This is a genomic window from Streptococcus sp. A69, assembly GCF_058556195.1.
Genome location: NZ_JBZUJU010000006.1, coordinates 1 through 16,563, shown reverse-complemented (window position 1 = coordinate 16,563; position 16,563 = coordinate 1). Strand labels below are relative to the sequence as shown.

The following is a 16,563-nucleotide window of genomic DNA, read 5'->3' as shown; positions in this document are numbered from 1 at the left end:
AACTGATTGTAAGAGATTGAATTATTATGAATCTTAGAAAGAATTAGATAAACATAATGTAATTTATTCTTTTCAAGAGTTAGTCTTTTGGCATATAAAAGCTAAAGTAAAAGATATAGATTTCTCTCCCTTAACCTTTGACTATTCCGCAAAATTATCGTACAATAAAGAGTACATGATAAAATGAGGTCAGAGTCTGTTCGCTCTGGCGATAGTAGTAAAAATGAGGAGAAACGCTTTGGAATTAGAAGTATTTGCTGGGCAAGAAAAAAGTGAACTATCTATGATTGAGGTGGCGCGTGCTATCTTGGAACTTCGTGGTCGCGATCATGAGATGCATTTTAGTGATCTTGTAAACGAAATTCAAAACTACCTTGGAACATCAAACAGCGATATCCGTGAAGCCTTGCCTTTGTTCTACACAGAGTTGAACTTTGACGGTAGCTTCATCTCACTAGGAGACAACAAATGGGGCCTTCGTTCATGGTATGGTGTAGACGAAATCGACGAAGAAATCATCGCTCTTGAAGAAAGTGACGACGATGAAGTAGCTCCAAAAGCTAAGAAAAAACGTGTCAATGCCTTTATGGATGGTGATTCAGATGCCATTGACTACAATGCGGATGATCCAGAAGACGAAGATGCATACGAAGCCGATCCAGCTCTTTCATATGATGATGAAAATCCAGATGATGAGAAAAATGAAGTGGAAGCTTACGATGCAGAAATCAACGAAATCGCTCCTGATGACTTGGGTGAAGATGTGGATCTTAACGAAGAAGATGACGAGTTTTCTGACGATGACGCTGAAACGAGTGAAGAAGAGTAAAAGACTTCACAGAGGAGATCGCCTGATCTCCTTTTTTGTTCTTTGAGCGTGTTGTCCGTTTGAATTCGGATTTTTAGTTGGTTTGCTGAAAACAATCTTCTTTTTTTATCTTTTACCAATTCGGGTTGACAAATGTTCTTCTTTAAGGTATCATATTGTTCGGGCACCTCTTTTAGAGGTCGGGGCTCCCTAGTTACTAGGGAGCTATTTTTGTTTTTCAGGAAGTTTTCTTGAAAAGTCGATATCCATAAGGGTCTTGTTTTCGATCTCCCCTCGTAGTTAACAAGGCCTTGAGCATTTTAGAAAGAGGAATCTATGTCTACGAAATATATTTTTGTAACTGGTGGTGTGGTGTCGTCTATTGGGAAAGGGATTGTCGCAGCAAGTCTGGGCCGTCTCTTGAAAAATCGTGGTCTCAAAGTAACCATTCAAAAATTTGACCCTTATATCAATATCGATCCGGGAACTATGAGTCCTTACCAGCACGGGGAAGTCTTTGTGACAGATGACGGAGCTGAGACAGATTTGGACTTGGGTCACTATGAACGTTTCATCGATATCAATCTCAACAAATATTCCAACGTGACAACTGGTAAAATTTACAGTGAAGTTCTTCGTAAGGAACGACGTGGCGAGTACCTTGGGGCAACTGTTCAGGTTATTCCTCATATCACAGATGCTTTGAAAGAAAAAATCAAGCGTGCTGCTGTAACGACTGACTCTGATGTTATTATCACAGAGGTTGGTGGAACAGTTGGGGATATCGAGTCCTTGCCATTTTTAGAGGCCCTTCGTCAGATGAAGGCAGATGTGGGTGCAGATAACGTCATGTACATCCATACAACCTTACTTCCTTATCTCAAGGCTGCTGGTGAGATGAAGACCAAGCCTACTCAGCATTCTGTAAAAGAATTGCGCGGTTTGGGAATCCAGCCAAATATGTTGGTTATTCGTACGGAGAAACCAGCTGGTCAAGGCATTAAAAACAAACTAGCTCAGTTCTGTGATGTGGCACCAGAAGCTGTTATCGAGTCTTTGGATGTTGAACACCTTTACCAAATTCCATTGAACTTGCAGGCTCAAGGCATGGACCAAATTGTTTGTGACCATTTGAAACTAGATGCACCAGCAGCGGATATGACAGAGTGGTCAGCCATGGTGGATAAGGTCATGAACCTGAAGAAACAAGTCAAGATTTCTCTTGTCGGTAAGTATGTGGAGTTGCAAGATGCCTACATCTCAGTGGTCGAAGCCTTGAAACACTCGGGGTATGCCAACGACGCAGAAGTGAAGATTAATTGGATCAATGCCAATGATGTGACAGCAGAGAATGTAGCAGAGCTCTTGTCTGATGCGGACGGAATCATTGTGCCAGGTGGTTTCGGTCAACGTGGTACGGAAGGGAAAATCCAAGCCATCCGCTATGCGCGTGAGAATGATGTCCCAATGTTGGGTGTCTGCTTGGGAATGCAGTTGACTTGTATCGAGTTTGCTCGTAACGTTTTAGGTCTTGAAGGGGCCAATTCTGCAGAGCTTGCGCCAGAAACAAAATACCCTATTATTGATATCATGCGTGACCAGGTTGATGTTGAAGATATGGGTGGAACCCTTCGCTTAGGACTTTATCCATCTAAGTTGAAACGTGGTTCTAAGGCAGCGACTGCTTATCACAATCAAGAAGTGGTGCAACGCCGTCACCGTCACCGTTATGAGTTTAACAACGCCTTTCGTGAACAGTTTGAGGCAGCAGGTTTTGTCTTTTCAGGAGTTTCTCCAGACAATCGTTTGGTAGAAATCGTTGAGATTCCTGAAAATAAATTCTTTGTGGCTTGTCAGTATCACCCTGAACTTTCCAGCCGTCCAAACCGCCCAGAAGAACTCTACACCGCATTTGTCACTGCAGCAGTTGAAAATAGTAACTAGTTATCTTCTAATCTCTGAGAGCAATCTCAGAGATTTTTTAATCCATTCAGGAAATTCTTGTTAACTCAGGCGCTTGGCGAAAAGAATCAGAAGTTTTCTTTCTACAGTAATGGATGAGATTTTCCTTGCTCGTATACGGCTTCCCTATTTGTCCTAGAGCCCTTTTTGTGTTACAATGAATGGTATGAAAGCTAAGAAATTATGGATGACTGGCTTGACTGTGGCTGGTCTAAGTGCCCTTGCTTTGGGGGCTAAAAAAGCAGCAGATAATCACAAGCTCATGAAGACTCAGGAAGAGTTGACCGCTATCGTGCGCGAACTTTTCTCAGATATGGGTGAGATTGCGACTCTCTATGTTCAAGTCTACGAGAGTAGCCTAGAGCGACTTGTCGGAGGAGTCGTTTTCGAGGATGGTCGTCACTATACCTTTGTCTATGAAAATGAAGACCTGGTCTATGAGGAGGAAGTCTTATGATTACTCCCAATAGTATAGAAGAACTAGCAGGTTTTGTAGAGCAAGATGGCAAGAAGGTCTTCCTTTTTGTGGCGGACTGGTGTGGCGATTGTCGTTATATCTATCCAGCCTTGCCAGAGATTGAGGAAACCAATCCAGAGTTCACCTTTATTCGAGTGGACCGAGACCAGTATCTGGATCTGGCCAAACTCTGGGATGTGTACGGCATTCCTAGTCTTGTTGTGCTAGAAAAGGACAAGGAAATCGGCCGATTTGTCAATCGTGACCGTAAAAGCAAGCAACAAATTAACGACTTTTTAGCAGGACTGAAATAGGAGAAAAAGGAAAGAATGATTTTTACATATAACAAAGAGCATGTCGGCGATGTCCTTATGATCATCGCGAAAAACAGCGGAGATGCCAAACTGGACGTGGAGCGTAAAGGCAAGGTAGCCCGTGTTTTTCTCAAAGATAATGGGGAAACAGTAGCTTGGAATATTTTCGAAGTTTCAAGTTTGTTTGAAATTGCAGAGCGTGGTCAAGTCTTTTTAACAGATGAGCAAGTCGCTCGTTTAAACCAAGAGTTGCAGGCGGAAGGTTTTGAGGAAGAAATTGTCAATGACAAGGAACCTAAGTTTGTTGTTGGTGAAATTGTCGAGATGGTAGCTCACCCAGATAGTGACCACCTCAACATCTGCCAAGTGGCCGTTGCAAGTGATAAGACAGTGCAAATCGTTGCAGGGGCTCCCAATGCGCGTGTTGGGTTGAAAACCATTGTAGCTCTTCCTGGAGCTATGATGCCAAAAGGCAATCTCATTTTCCCAGGCGAACTTCGCGGCGAAAAGAGTTTTGGCATGATGTGCAGCCCTCGTGAATTGCATTTGCCAAATGCTCCGCAAAAACGTGGGGTTATTGAATTATCAGAAGACCAAGTTGTTGGAACTCCATTTGACCCAGCTAAACACTGGATGGCCTAGGAAATTGTTAATATTTGATACACCAGATAGAGGGGGATAAGATGGCGAAAAATGTAGTGATTACAGGAGCGACCTCAGGAATCGGTGAAGCGATTGCGCGTGCTTATCTAGAGCAGGGGGAGAATGTCGTTCTAACAGGGCGACGGACAGACAGATTAGAGGCCCTCAAGTCAGAGTTTGCAGAAACTTTTCCAAATCAAACAGTTTGGACCTTTCCACTGGATGTGACGGATATGACCATGGTCAAGACTGTCTGCTCCGATATTTTGGAAACGATAGGGCAGATTGATATCTTGGTCAATAACGCTGGACTAGCTCTTGGCTTGGCTCCCTATCAAGACTATGAAGAGTTGGATATGCTGACCATGTTGGATACCAATGTCAAGGGTTTGATGGCAGTTACTCGCTGTTTCTTGCCAGCAATGGTAAAAGCCAATCAGGGTCATATTATCAACATGGGATCGACCGCAGGAATTTATGCCTATGCGGGTGCAGCTGTTTACTCAGCCACCAAGGCGGCAGTTAAGACTTTTTCAGATGGACTGCGAATTGATACCATCGCAACGGATATCAAGGTGACCACCATTCAGCCTGGAATTGTCGAAACAGATTTTTCTGCGGTACGTTTCCACGGTGACAAAGAGCGTGCTGCAACCGTCTATCAGGGAATTGAGGCCCTGCAGGCACAAGACATCGCAGATACAGTGGTCTATGTGACCAGTCAGCCTCGTCGTGTGCAGATTACAGATATGACCATTATGGCCAATCAACAAGCTACAGGTTTCATGGTTCATAAAAAATAAAAAATTTTCTCGAAAAGTTATAAATTTTTGTAACTTTTTTTGATTCCTTGCGAATAGATAAGTAGGAGGAAGAAAATATGTATAATAAAGTTATCATGATCGGGCGCTTGACGTCTACACCAGAATTGCACAAAACCAACAATGACAAGTCAGTAGCGCGAGCAACTATCGCTGTGAATCGTCGTTACAAAGACCAAAACGGTGAACGTGAGGCTGACTTTGTCAATCTGGTTCTTTGGGGAAAATTGGCTGAAACCTTGGCAAGCTACGCAACTAAAGGTAGTCTTATCTCTGTGGATGGAGAACTTCGTACTCGTCGCTTTGAGAAAAATGGCCAGATGAACTATGTGACTGAAGTCCTTGCCACAGGATTCCAACTTTTGGAAAGCCGCGCCCAACGTGCTTTGCGTGAAAATAACGCAGGACAGGATTTGGCAGACTTGGTTTTGGAAGAGGAAGAATTGCCATTTTAAGCATTGAAAAGTCTGAGTTGGTCTCAGGCTTTTTTATATTGAGAAAGTCAGACTTTTTTCTTGACTATTTCTGACCAAGTGATACAATAGAACTATGAATTAGCACTCGGTTACAAAGAGTGCTAATAATATGTAGTTCATCATGGAGGAAAACAGATGTTGAAACCATTAGGAGACCGTGTGGTCTTGAAAATCGAAGAAAAAGAACAAACTGTTGGAGGCTTTGTCCTTGCAGGCTCAGCCCAAGAAAAAACAAAAACAGCCCAAGTTGTAGCTACTGGACAAGGTGTTCGTACCTTGAATGGTGACTTGGTTGCTCCAAGCGTTAAGCCTGGGGACCGTGTCTTAGTTGAAGCTCATGCAGGTATTGATGTCAAAGATGGCGATGAAAAGTACATTATCGTAGGCGAAGCCAACATCTTGGCAATCATTGAAGAATAGAAGGAGAAAGTAAGTATGTCAAAAGAAATTAAATTTTCATCTGATGCTCGTTCAGCGATGGTCCGTGGTGTCGATATCCTAGCGGACACAGTTAAAGTAACCTTAGGACCAAAGGGTCGTAATGTCGTTCTTGAAAAATCATTTGGCTCACCATTGATTACCAATGACGGTGTTACTATTGCCAAAGAAATTGAATTAGAAGACCATTTTGAAAATATGGGTGCCAAATTGGTATCAGAAGTAGCTTCAAAAACAAATGATATTGCAGGTGACGGAACAACAACTGCAACTGTTTTGACTCAAGCAATCGTCCGCGAAGGAATCAAAAACGTCACAGCAGGTGCTAATCCAATCGGCATTCGTCGTGGGATTGAAGCAGCAGTTGCCGCAGCTGTAGAAGCCTTGAAAAACAATGCCATTCCAGTTGCTAATAAAGAAGCCATCGCTCAGGTTGCTGCCGTATCTTCTCGTTCTGAGAAAGTCGGTGAATACATTTCTGAAGCCATGGAAAAAGTTGGTAAAGATGGTGTCATCACTATTGAAGAATCACGTGGTATGGAAACAGAACTTGAAGTTGTTGAAGGAATGCAGTTCGACCGCGGTTACCTATCGCAGTACATGGTGACAGATAGCGAAAAAATGGTGGCTGATCTTGAAAATCCATACATTTTGATTACTGATAAGAAGATTTCAAATATCCAAGAAATCTTGCCACTTCTAGAAAGCATTCTTCAAAGCAATCGTCCACTCTTGATTATTGCGGATGATGTAGATGGCGAAGCTCTTCCGACTCTTGTATTGAACAAGATTCGCGGAACCTTCAATGTCGTAGCTGTCAAGGCTCCTGGATTTGGTGACCGCCGTAAGGCTATGTTAGAAGACATCGCTATCTTGACAGGTGGAACAGTCATCACAGAAGATCTTGGTCTTGAGTTGAAAGACGCTACTATTGAGGCGCTAGGTCAAGCAGCGAGAGTAACTGTGGACAAAGATAGCACGGTTATCGTAGAAGGTGCTGGAAATCCTGAAGCTATTTCTCACCGTGTTGCGATTATCAAGTCTCAAATTGAAACTACAACTTCTGAATTTGACCGTGAAAAATTGCAAGAACGCTTGGCAAAATTGTCAGGTGGTGTCGCAGTCATCAAGGTCGGAGCTGCAACTGAAACTGAGTTGAAAGAAATGAAACTCCGCATTGAAGATGCCCTCAACGCTACTCGTGCAGCTGTGGAAGAAGGAATCGTTGCAGGTGGTGGAACAGCTCTTGTAAATGTCATCCCAGCCGTAGCTGATTTGGAATTGACAGGAGATGAAGCAACAGGACGTAATATTGTTCTCCGTGCCTTGGAAGAACCTGTTCGTCAAATTGCCCACAATGCAGGATTCGAAGGTTCTATTGTTATTGACCGTTTGAAAAATGCTGAAGTTGGTACAGGCTTCAACGCAGCAACTGGCGAATGGGTCAACATGATTGAAGAAGGAATCATCGACCCAGTTAAAGTGAGCCGTTCAGCCCTTCAAAATGCAGCCTCTGTAGCCAGCTTGATTTTGACAACAGAAGCAGTCGTAGCCAATAAACCGGAACCAGCAGCCCCAGCTCCAACAATGGATCCAAGCATGATGGGCGGGATGATGTAAAAGTAACTTATAAAAAACACAAAAGAAGGGAATACATATCCCTTCTTTTTATGATAATCACTTCTAAATTGGATTGAGCTCTCCTAACTTATATGATAAAATAAGACTAGAAAAAGGAGAAGAACATGATCGATGTAGAAGAAATTCTGAGCAAGATGAATCCCAATCAGAAGATTAATTATGACCGTGTCATGCAGAAAATGGTTCAGGTTTGGGAAAAAAATGAGGAACGTCCCACTATTCTCATGCATGTTTGCTGTGCTCCTTGTAGTACCTACACCCTAGAATACCTGACAAAATACGCTGATGTGACTATCTATTTTGCCAATTCCAATATCCATCCCAAGGCAGAATACCACAAGCGAGCTTACGTCACCAAGAAATTTGTCAGTGATTTCAATGAGAGGACAGGAAATACGGTCCACTATTTAGAAGCGCCTTATGAACCCAATGAATACCGGAAGTTAGTCAGAGGACTGGAAGAAGAACCCGAAGGTGGCGATCGTTGCAAGGTTTGTTTTGATTACCGTTTGGATAAAACAGCACAGGTAGCTATGGACTTGGGCTTTGACTACTTTGGTTCAGCTTTGACCATCAGTCCCCATAAGAACTCTCAAACCATCAACAGCATCGGAATCGATGTGCAAAAGATTTATACCACCCACTATCTTCCAAGTGATTTCAAGAAAAATCAAGGCTATAAGCGCTCGGTGGAGATGTGCGAGGAGTATGATATCTATCGTCAATGTTATTGTGGATGCGTCTATGCGGCTCAAGCTCAGAACATTGACCTTGTTCAGGTTAAGAAGGATGCCACGGCTTTCTTGTTGGATAAGGATGTTGAAAAAGACTATTCCCACATCAAGTTTACTGTGACTAAATTAGATATATAGAAATCAACCCAGTCGAAAAGCTGGGTTTTTCAAATAAAAAAACCAGGGCTCTCACCCCGGCTTGACAACTTTACCGATTCTTTAGTTCTATGTAGCGTTTGTACCAAATGTTGACATAGGCCTCTGAGAAAGGACCGCGTCCATTGTTGATCCAATCAACAAGGATTTTAACATGCTCTTTCAAAATATAGTCTAAATCATCAGAATACTTCATTTTGCGTTTATGGCGCTCATACTCTTCAACGTCCAAGAGACGCTTTTCACCATCAGTGAAGACCTTGACATCCAAATCATAGTCAATGTATTTCAGGGCTTCCTCATCTAGATAGTAGGGACTAGCCATATTGCAATAGTAGGAAATCCCATTATCGCGAATCATAGCAATGATATTAAACCAATATTTTTTGTGAAAGTAAACAATAGCCGGTTCTCGAGTCACCCAACGACGACCGTCACTTTCGGTAACTAGTGTGTGGTCGTTGACGCCGATAATGGCGTTCTCTGTTGTTTTTAGTACCATGGTGTCTCGCCAAGTACGGTGAAGACTCCCATCATGCTTATAACTTTGAATTGTAATAAAGTCGCCTTCTTTTGGAAGTTTCATAACTAACCAACTTTCTACAATTTATAAGTTTATCGTTTACTATTATATCATAAATCGGTCTATTTTTTTTGAATTTTACACGAAAATGTTAAAGATATTCTCTGAGAGCGCTGGCTATATCCGAAAAATCATAGCCTTTTCGGGCTAAAACTTGGGTTAAACGCTGTTTAAGTTCGTATCCTTCATACTTTCGAGCATACTTAGCATATTGTTTGTCTAGCTCTTTAAAAATGAGTTCTTGAGTCGTTTCTTGGCCGACTTGACTATCCAAGTCATCAAAAGCATTTTTAGCATCAGAATAGGAGAAGCCTTTGTTCGTCAAGCTTTGAATGATCTTATCCTGCAAGGCACGAGCGGGAAGCTTTCCCATGTATTTTTTAAGAAGTTTCTCCGCCACACGTTGAGCAACCTCTGAAAAATCAAAATCCTTTAAAACCTCTTCAATCGTTGATTTGACAATCCCTTTTTGAGACAGTTTTTGAGCTAGCACATAAGGTCCCTTATCTCCAGAAAGTTGATTTGCGTTGATAATAGAGTAGACATACTGACGATCATTTATCCAGTTGTCTTCTTTAAGGTTAGCGATAACCTGACTAGTGATTGTTTCATCAATATCATACTTTTTCAGATACTCTCTCACTTCCTTTTCAGTACGAGCCTTGAAGGATAAATGGTAGAGAGCGAGGTTCTTACCATAAGAAAACTGAGCAAAGCCCTGTATCTTGGTCAGTTCCTCTTTGCTAATGACCTTATCTCGAGACAGCATAAAACGGACAATAGTATCTTCCGTGATATAAGAGGTTTGCTGATGATCTAGCTCCATCAGGTAGAGGCGTTTTTTCTTTTCAAGTTTTGTGATTTTCATAGTTCTATTATACCTTAAAATGTGATAAGATAGGGGTATGAATCTGAAAGTCAAACAAAAAATACCTTTAAAAATCAAGCGGATGGGTATCAATGGTGAGGGAATCGGTTTCTACCAGAAAACCCTCGTTTTTGTGCCTGGCGCCCTCAAAGGAGAAGATATCTATTGTCAGATTACTTCTATTAAACGTAACTTTGTCGAAGCTAAATTGCTAAAGGTTAATAAGAAGTCTAAATTTCGAGTCGTGCCAGCTTGTACCATTTATAATGAATGTGGTGGTTGCCAAATCATGCACCTCCACTATGATAAACAGTTAGAGTTTAAAACGGATCTGCTCCATCAAGCCCTGAAAAAATTTGCTCCTGCAGGATATGAAAACTATGAAATCCGTCCAACTATCGGAATGCAGGAACCAAAGTACTACCGTGCTAAGCTTCAATTCCAGACTCGAAAATTTAAAAATCAGGTCAAGGCAGGTTTGTATGCGCAAAACTCTCATTACCTCGTAGAGTTGAAAGACTGCTTGGTGCAAGATAAGGAAACCCAGACAATTGCGAATCGCCTAGCTGAACTTCTTACTTACCATCAAATCCCCATCACCGATGAGAGAAAAACGCTCGGCGTTCGCACCATCATGGTACGTCGAGCAAGAAAAACAGGACAAGTCCAGATAATCATCGTCACGAATCGCCAGCTAAATTTGAATCAACTAGTCAAAGACCTAGTCAAGGATTTTCCAGAAGTCGTCACAGTTGCAGTCAATACAAATGCAGCAAAAACAAGTGAAATCTATGGTGAAAAGACGGAAATTATCTGGGGACAAGAGAGTATTCAAGAAGGAGTACTTGACTATGAGTTTTCTCTCTCGCCCCGAGCTTTTTATCAGCTTAATCCTGAGCAGACAGAAATTCTCTATAGTGAAGCAGTTAAGGCTCTGGATGTCAGCGAAGAGGATCATCTGATTGATGCATATTGCGGTGTTGGGACAATCGGATTTGCCTTCGCAAATAAGGTCAAGAGTCTCAGAGGGATGGATATTATTCCAGAAGCCATAGAAGATGCTAAGCGAAATGCTCAAAAAATGGGATTTGACAATACCCATTACGAAGCGGGGACAGCAGAAGAGATTATTCCACGCTGGTATAAAGAAGGCTACCGAGCGGATGCACTGATAGTCGACCCTCCTCGTACAGGCTTAGATGATAAGCTGTTGGATGCCATTCTGACCTATGTTCCAGAAAAAATGGTCTATGTATCCTGCAATGTTTCGACCTTGGCACGAGATTTAGTTAAACTGGTAAAAGTCTATGATCTCCAGTATATCCAGTCAGTTGATATGTTTCCCCACACTGCACGAACAGAAGCAGTTGTTAAGTTAGTGAAGAAAAGAAAAAATCAACTTCACTGAAAAAAGATCTTGACAAAGTAGGAAAAGTAGGTATAATAGAAAGAGTTGAAAAGCTCAAGGTCCGTTGGTCAAGGGGTTAAGACACCGCCTTTTCACGGCGGTAACACGGGTTCGAATCCCGTACGGACTATGAGTGTATCACAGGGACGAAAAAAGTAAAAAAGTTTCAAAAAAAGTGTTGACATAGGTTAGCAGCTGTGATATACTAATATAGTTGTCGCTTGAGAGAGATTGAGTGACAAAGACCTTTGAAAACTGAACAAGACGAACCAATGTGCAGGGCACTACAACTAATGTTGTAGTACTGAACAATGAAAAAAACAATAAATCTGTCAGTGACAGAAATGAGTGAGAACTCAAACTTTTAATGAGAGTTTGATCCTGGCTCAGGACGAACGCTGGCGGCGTGCCTAATACATGCAAGTAGAACGCTGAAGCTTGGTGCTTGCACCGAGCGGATGAGTTGCGAACGGGTGAGTAACGCGTAGGTAACCTGCCTGGTAGCGGGGGATAACTATTGGAAACGATAGCTAATACCGCATAAAATGGATTATCGCATGATAATCGATTGAAAGGTGCAAATGCATCACTACCAGATGGACCTGCGTTGTATTAGCTAGTTGGTGGGGTAACGGCTCACCAAGGCGACGATACATAGCCGACCTGAGAGGGTGATCGGCCACACTGGGACTGAGACACGGCCCAGACTCCTACGGGAGGCAGCAGTAGGGAATCTTCGGCAATGGACGGAAGTCTGACCGAGCAACGCCGCGTGAGTGAAGAAGGTTTTCGGATCGTAAAGCTCTGTTGTAAGAGAAGAACGAGTGTGAGAGTGGAAAGTTCACACTGTGACGGTATCTTACCAGAAAGGGACGGCTAACTACGTGCCAGCAGCCGCGGTAATACGTAGGTCCCGAGCGTTGTCCGGATTTATTGGGCGTAAAGCGAGCGCAGGCGGTTAGATAAGTCTGAAGTTAAAGGCTGTGGCTTAACCATAGTACGCTTTGGAAACTGTTTAACTTGAGTGCAAGAGGGGAGAGTGGAATTCCATGTGTAGCGGTGAAATGCGTAGATATATGGAGGAACACCGGTGGCGAAAGCGGCTCTCTGGCTTGTAACTGACGCTGAGGCTCGAAAGCGTGGGGAGCAAACAGGATTAGATACCCTGGTAGTCCACGCCGTAAACGATGAGTGCTAGGTGTTAGACCCTTTCCGGGGTTTAGTGCCGCAGCTAACGCATTAAGCACTCCGCCTGGGGAGTACGACCGCAAGGTTGAAACTCAAAGGAATTGACGGGGGCCCGCACAAGCGGTGGAGCATGTGGTTTAATTCGAAGCAACGCGAAGAACCTTACCAGGTCTTGACATCCCTCTGATCGCTCTAGAGATAGAGTTTTCCTTCGGGACAGAGGTGACAGGTGGTGCATGGTTGTCGTCAGCTCGTGTCGTGAGATGTTGGGTTAAGTCCCGCAACGAGCGCAACCCCTATTGTTAGTTGCCATCATTTAGTTGGGCACTCTAGCGAGACTGCCGGTAATAAACCGGAGGAAGGTGGGGATGACGTCAAATCATCATGCCCCTTATGACCTGGGCTACACACGTGCTACAATGGCTGGTACAACGAGTCGCAAGCCGGTGACGGCAAGCTAATCTCTTAAAGCCAGTCTCAGTTCGGATTGTAGGCTGCAACTCGCCTACATGAAGTCGGAATCGCTAGTAATCGCGGATCAGCACGCCGCGGTGAATACGTTCCCGGGCCTTGTACACACCGCCCGTCACACCACGAGAGTTTGTAACACCCGAAGTCGGTGAGGTAACCTTTTAGGAGCCAGCCGCCTAAGGTGGGATAGATGATTGGGGTGAAGTCGTAACAAGGTAGCCGTATCGGAAGGTGCGGCTGGATCACCTCCTTTCTAAGGATAAGGAACTGCGCATTGGTCTTGTTTAGTCTTGAGAGGTCTTGTGGGGCCTTAGCTCAGCTGGGAGAGCGCCTGCTTTGCACGCAGGAGGTCAGCGGTTCGATCCCGCTAGGCTCCATTGGTGAGAGATCACCAAGTAATGCACATTGAAAATTGAATATCTATATCAAATAGTAACAAGAAAATAAACCGAAACGCTGTAGTATTAAAAGAGTTTATGACTGAAAGGTCAGAAAATAAGGTTAAGTTAATAAGGGCGCACGGTGGATGCCTTGGCACTAGGAGCCGAAGAAGGACGTGACAAACGACGATATGCCTTGGGTAGCTGTAAGTAAGCGATGATCCAGGGATTTCCGAATGGGGGAACCCAACAGGTACTACCTGTTACCCACATCTGTTAAGGATATGAGGAGGAAGACGCAGTGAACTGAAACATCTAAGTAGCTGCAGGAAGAGAAAGCAAAAGCGATTGCCTTAGTAGCGGCGAGCGAAACGGCAGAAGGGCAAACCGAAGAGTTTACTCTTCGGGGTTGTAGGACTGCAATGTGGACTCAAAGATTATAGAAGAATGATTTGGGAAGATCAGCCAAAGAGAGTAAGAGCCTCGTATTTAAAATAGTCTTTGTACCTAGCAGTATCCTGAGTACGGCGGGACACGCGAAATCCCGTCGGAATCTGGGAGGACCATCTCCCAACCCTAAATACTCCCTAGTGACCGATAGTGAACCAGTACCGTGAGGGAAAGGTGAAAAGCACCCCGGGAGGGGAGTGAAATAGAACCTGAAACCGTGTGCCTACAACAAGTTCGAGCCCGTTAATGGGTGAGAGCGTGCCTTTTGTAGAATGAACCGGCGAGTTACGATATGATGCGAGGTTAAGTTGAAGAGACGGAGCCGTAGGGAAACCGAGTCTGAATAGGGCGCATTAGTATCATGTCGTAGACCCGAAACCATGTGACCTACCCATGAGCAGGTTGAAGGTGCGGTAAGACGCACTGGAGGACCGAACCAGGGCACGTTGAAAAGTGCTTGGATGACTTGTGGGTAGCGGAGAAATTCCAAACGAACTTGGAGATAGCTGGTTCTCTCCGAAATAGCTTTAGGGCTAGCGTCGACATTAGAGATTCTTGGAGGTAGAGCACTGTTTGGGTGAGGGGTCCATCCCGGATTACCAATCTCAGATAAACTCCGAATGCCAAAGAATTATGGTCGGCAGTCAGACTGCGAGTGCTAAGATCCGTAGTCGAAAGGGAAACAGCCCAGACCACCAGCTAAGGTCCCAAAATAATTGTTAAGTGGAAAAGGATGTGGGGTTGCACAGACAACTAGGATGTTAGCTTAGAAGCAGCTATTCATTCAAAGAGTGCGTAATAGCTCACTAGTCGAGTGACCCTGCGCCGAAAATGTACCGGGGCTAAAACAATTTACCGAAGCTGTGGATACCTTTATAGGTATGGTAGGAGAGCGTTCTATGTGTGGAGAAGGTGTACCGTGAGGAGCGCTGGAACGCATAGAAGTGAGAATGCCGGTATGAGTAGCGAAAGACAGGTGAGAATCCTGTCCACCGTAAGACTAAGGTTTCCAGGGGAAGGCTCGTCCGCCCTGGGTTAGTCGGGACCTAAGGAGAGACCGAAAGGTGTATCCGATGGACAACAGGTTGATATTCCTGTACTAGAGTATGTAGTGATGGAGGGACGCAGTAGGCTAACTAAAGCAGACGAATGGAAGAGTCTGTCTAAGCAGTGAGGTGTGATATGAGTCAAATGCTTATATCTGTAACATTGAGCTGTGATGGGGAGCGAAGTTTAGTAGCGAAGTTAGTGACGTCACACTGCCAAGAAAAGCTTCTAGCGTTTAAACATACTCTACCCGTACCGCAAACCGACACAGGTAGTCGAGGCGAGTAGCCTCAGGTGAGCGAGAGAACTCTCGTTAAGGAACTCGGCAAAATGACCCCGTAACTTCGGGAGAAGGGGTGCTGACTTTACGTCAGCCGCAGTGAATAGGCCCAAGCAACTGTTTATCAAAAACACAGCTCTCTGCTAAATCGTAAGATGATGTATAGGGGGTGACGCCTGCCCGGTGCTGGAAGGTTAAGAGGAGTGCTTAGAGGTAACTCGAAGGTATGAATTGAAGCCCCAGTAAACGGCGGCCGTAACTATAACGGTCCTAAGGTAGCGAAATTCCTTGTCGGGTAAGTTCCGACCCGCACGAAAGGCGTAATGATTTGGGCACTGTCTCAACGAGAGACTCGGTGAAATTTTAGTACCTGTGAAGATGCAGGTTACCCGCGACAGGACGGAAAGACCCCATGGAGCTTTACTGCAGTTTGATATTGAGTGTCTGTACCACATGTACAGGATAGGTAGGAGTCTAAGAGATCGGGACGCCAGTTTCGAAGGAGACGTTGTTGGGATACTACCCTTGTGTTATGGCCACTCTAACCCGGATAGGTTATCCCTATCGGAGACAGTGTCTGACGGGCAGTTTGACTGGGGCGGTCGCCTCCTAAAAGGTAACGGAGGCGCCCAAAGGTTCCCTCAGAATGGTTGGAAATCATTCGCAGAGTGTAAAGGTATAAGGGAGCTTGACTGCGAGAGCAACAACTCGAGCAGGGACGAAAGTCGGGCTTAGTGATCCGGTGGTTCCGTATGGAAGGGCCATCGCTCAACGGATAAAAGCTACCCTGGGGATAACAGGCTTATCTCCCCCAAGAGTTCACATCGACGGGGAGGTTTGGCACCTCGATGTCGGCTCGTCGCATCCTGGGGCTGTAGTCGGTCCCAAGGGTTGGGCTGTTCGCCCATTAAAGCGGCACGCGAGCTGGGTTCAGAACGTCGTGAGACAGTTCGGTCCCTATCCGTCGCGGGCGTAGGAAATTTGAGAGGATCTGCTCCTAGTACGAGAGGACCAGAGTGGACTTACCGCTGGTGTACCAGTTGTCTTGCCAAAGGCATCGCTGGGTAGCTATGTAGGGAAGGGATAAACGCTGAAAGCATCTAAGTGTGAAACCCACCTCAAGATGAGATTTCCCATGATTATATATCAGTAAGAGCCCTGAGAGAAGATCAGGTAGATAGGTTAGAAGTGGAAGTGTGGCGACACATGTAGCGGACTAATACTAATAGCTCGAGGACTTATCCAAAGTAACTGAGGATACGAAGCGTGAGGTTTTCTAATTATTTGATAGATATTCAATTTTGAGTAGGTATTACTCAGAGTTAAGTGACGATAGCCTAGGAGATACACCTGTACCCATGCCGAACACAGCAGTTAAGCCCTAGAACGCCGGAAGTAGTTGGGGGTTGCCCCCTGTGAGATATGGAAGTCGCTTAGCT

The 16,563-nt window shown here is 44.4% G+C and carries 13 protein-coding genes, 2 tRNA genes and 3 rRNA genes; 16 read left to right on the top strand and 2 right to left on the bottom strand.

The window, feature by feature from the left end; translation table 11 throughout:
• Positions 1-238: 238 nt before the first annotated feature.
• The 10 genes from rpoE to AC4ME5_RS08880 all read left to right on the top strand — a co-directional run bounded on the left by rpoE (position 239) and on the right by AC4ME5_RS08880 (position 8,431).
• The gene (rpoE, locus tag AC4ME5_RS08925) at positions 239-829 is read left to right on the top strand and encodes a DNA-directed RNA polymerase subunit delta (protein ID WP_000418415.1); all 591 of its coding nucleotides are present in this window, start codon (positions 239-241) and stop codon (positions 827-829) included.
• A 315-nt stretch (positions 830-1,144) separates the two neighbouring features.
• The gene (pyrG, locus tag AC4ME5_RS08920; RefSeq protein WP_109290302.1) at positions 1,145-2,752 is read left to right on the top strand and encodes a CTP synthase; all 1,608 of its coding nucleotides are present in this window, start codon (positions 1,145-1,147) and stop codon (positions 2,750-2,752) included.
• Positions 2,753-2,927: 175 nt separating this feature from the next.
• Entirely contained in the window at positions 2,928-3,227 is a 300-nt protein-coding gene (locus AC4ME5_RS08915; RefSeq protein WP_033583672.1) for a DUF4651 domain-containing protein, read from the top strand.
• Entirely contained in the window at positions 3,224-3,541 is a 318-nt protein-coding gene (locus AC4ME5_RS08910; protein WP_033583674.1) for a thioredoxin family protein, read from the top strand. Before AC4ME5_RS08915 ends, AC4ME5_RS08910 begins: the two co-directional genes overlap by 4 nt.
• A gap of 15 nt (positions 3,542-3,556) precedes the next feature.
• Complete coding sequence (gene ytpR, locus AC4ME5_RS08905; protein ID WP_000578268.1) at positions 3,557-4,183, top strand: YtpR family tRNA-binding protein; 627 nt, start codon at positions 3,557-3,559, stop codon at positions 4,181-4,183.
• 41 nt (positions 4,184-4,224) lie between these two features.
• Positions 4,225-4,986: an SDR family NAD(P)-dependent oxidoreductase gene (locus AC4ME5_RS08900; protein WP_084939579.1), complete on the top strand. Its 762-nt coding sequence runs from the start codon at positions 4,225-4,227 to the stop codon at positions 4,984-4,986.
• A gap of 77 nt (positions 4,987-5,063) precedes the next feature.
• Positions 5,064-5,459 carry a single-stranded DNA-binding protein gene (locus tag AC4ME5_RS08895; RefSeq protein WP_000282458.1) on the top strand — a complete coding sequence of 132 codons (396 nt, stop codon included), beginning with the start codon at positions 5,064-5,066 and terminating at the stop codon, positions 5,457-5,459.
• A gap of 156 nt (positions 5,460-5,615) precedes the next feature.
• Positions 5,616-5,900, top strand: a complete 285-nt coding sequence (gene groES / locus AC4ME5_RS08890; protein WP_000917326.1) for a co-chaperone GroES — start codon at positions 5,616-5,618, stop codon at positions 5,898-5,900.
• A 15-nt stretch (positions 5,901-5,915) separates the two neighbouring features.
• The gene (groL, locus tag AC4ME5_RS08885; RefSeq protein WP_167266715.1) at positions 5,916-7,538 is read left to right on the top strand and encodes a chaperonin GroEL; all 1,623 of its coding nucleotides are present in this window, start codon (positions 5,916-5,918) and stop codon (positions 7,536-7,538) included.
• 125 nt (positions 7,539-7,663) lie between these two features.
• The gene (locus AC4ME5_RS08880) at positions 7,664-8,431 is read left to right on the top strand and encodes an epoxyqueuosine reductase QueH (protein WP_033583681.1); all 768 of its coding nucleotides are present in this window, start codon (positions 7,664-7,666) and stop codon (positions 8,429-8,431) included.
• Between the two features lie 70 nt (positions 8,432-8,501).
• On the opposite strand, the gene ntdP is transcribed toward AC4ME5_RS08880, so the two are convergent.
• Both ntdP and recX read right to left on the bottom strand, forming a co-directional pair.
• On the bottom strand, positions 8,502-9,035 hold the full coding sequence (gene ntdP, locus AC4ME5_RS08875; protein ID WP_000775318.1) for a nucleoside tri-diphosphate phosphatase: 534 nt from the start codon (positions 9,033-9,035) through the stop codon (positions 8,502-8,504).
• 88 nt (positions 9,036-9,123) lie between these two features.
• A complete protein-coding gene (gene recX / locus AC4ME5_RS08870; RefSeq protein WP_000705078.1) occupies positions 9,124-9,900 on the bottom strand; it encodes a recombination regulator RecX in 777 nt (258 codons plus the stop codon).
• A 37-nt stretch (positions 9,901-9,937) separates the two neighbouring features.
• Here recX and rlmD point away from each other — a divergent pair, with 37 nt between their 5' ends.
• The 6 genes from rlmD to rrf all read left to right on the top strand — a co-directional run bounded on the left by rlmD (position 9,938) and on the right by rrf (position 16,562).
• On the top strand, positions 9,938-11,308 hold the full coding sequence (gene rlmD / locus AC4ME5_RS08865) for a 23S rRNA (uracil(1939)-C(5))-methyltransferase RlmD (protein ID WP_491800535.1): 1,371 nt from the start codon (positions 9,938-9,940) through the stop codon (positions 11,306-11,308).
• 58 nt (positions 11,309-11,366) lie between these two features.
• Positions 11,367-11,438 (top strand) — tRNA-Glu (locus AC4ME5_RS08860).
• 233 nt (positions 11,439-11,671) lie between these two features.
• A 16S ribosomal RNA gene (locus AC4ME5_RS08855) occupies positions 11,672-13,220 on the top strand.
• A 51-nt stretch (positions 13,221-13,271) separates the two neighbouring features.
• Positions 13,272-13,344 (top strand) — tRNA-Ala (locus AC4ME5_RS08850).
• A gap of 122 nt (positions 13,345-13,466) precedes the next feature.
• A 23S ribosomal RNA gene (locus AC4ME5_RS08845) occupies positions 13,467-16,370 on the top strand.
• A 76-nt stretch (positions 16,371-16,446) separates the two neighbouring features.
• Positions 16,447-16,562: ribosomal RNA gene (rrf, locus tag AC4ME5_RS08840) — 5S ribosomal RNA — on the top strand.
• The 16S, 23S and 5S rRNA genes sit together here with 2 tRNA genes alongside, the layout of an rRNA operon.
• The last annotated feature ends 1 nt before the right edge of the window (position 16,563 follow it).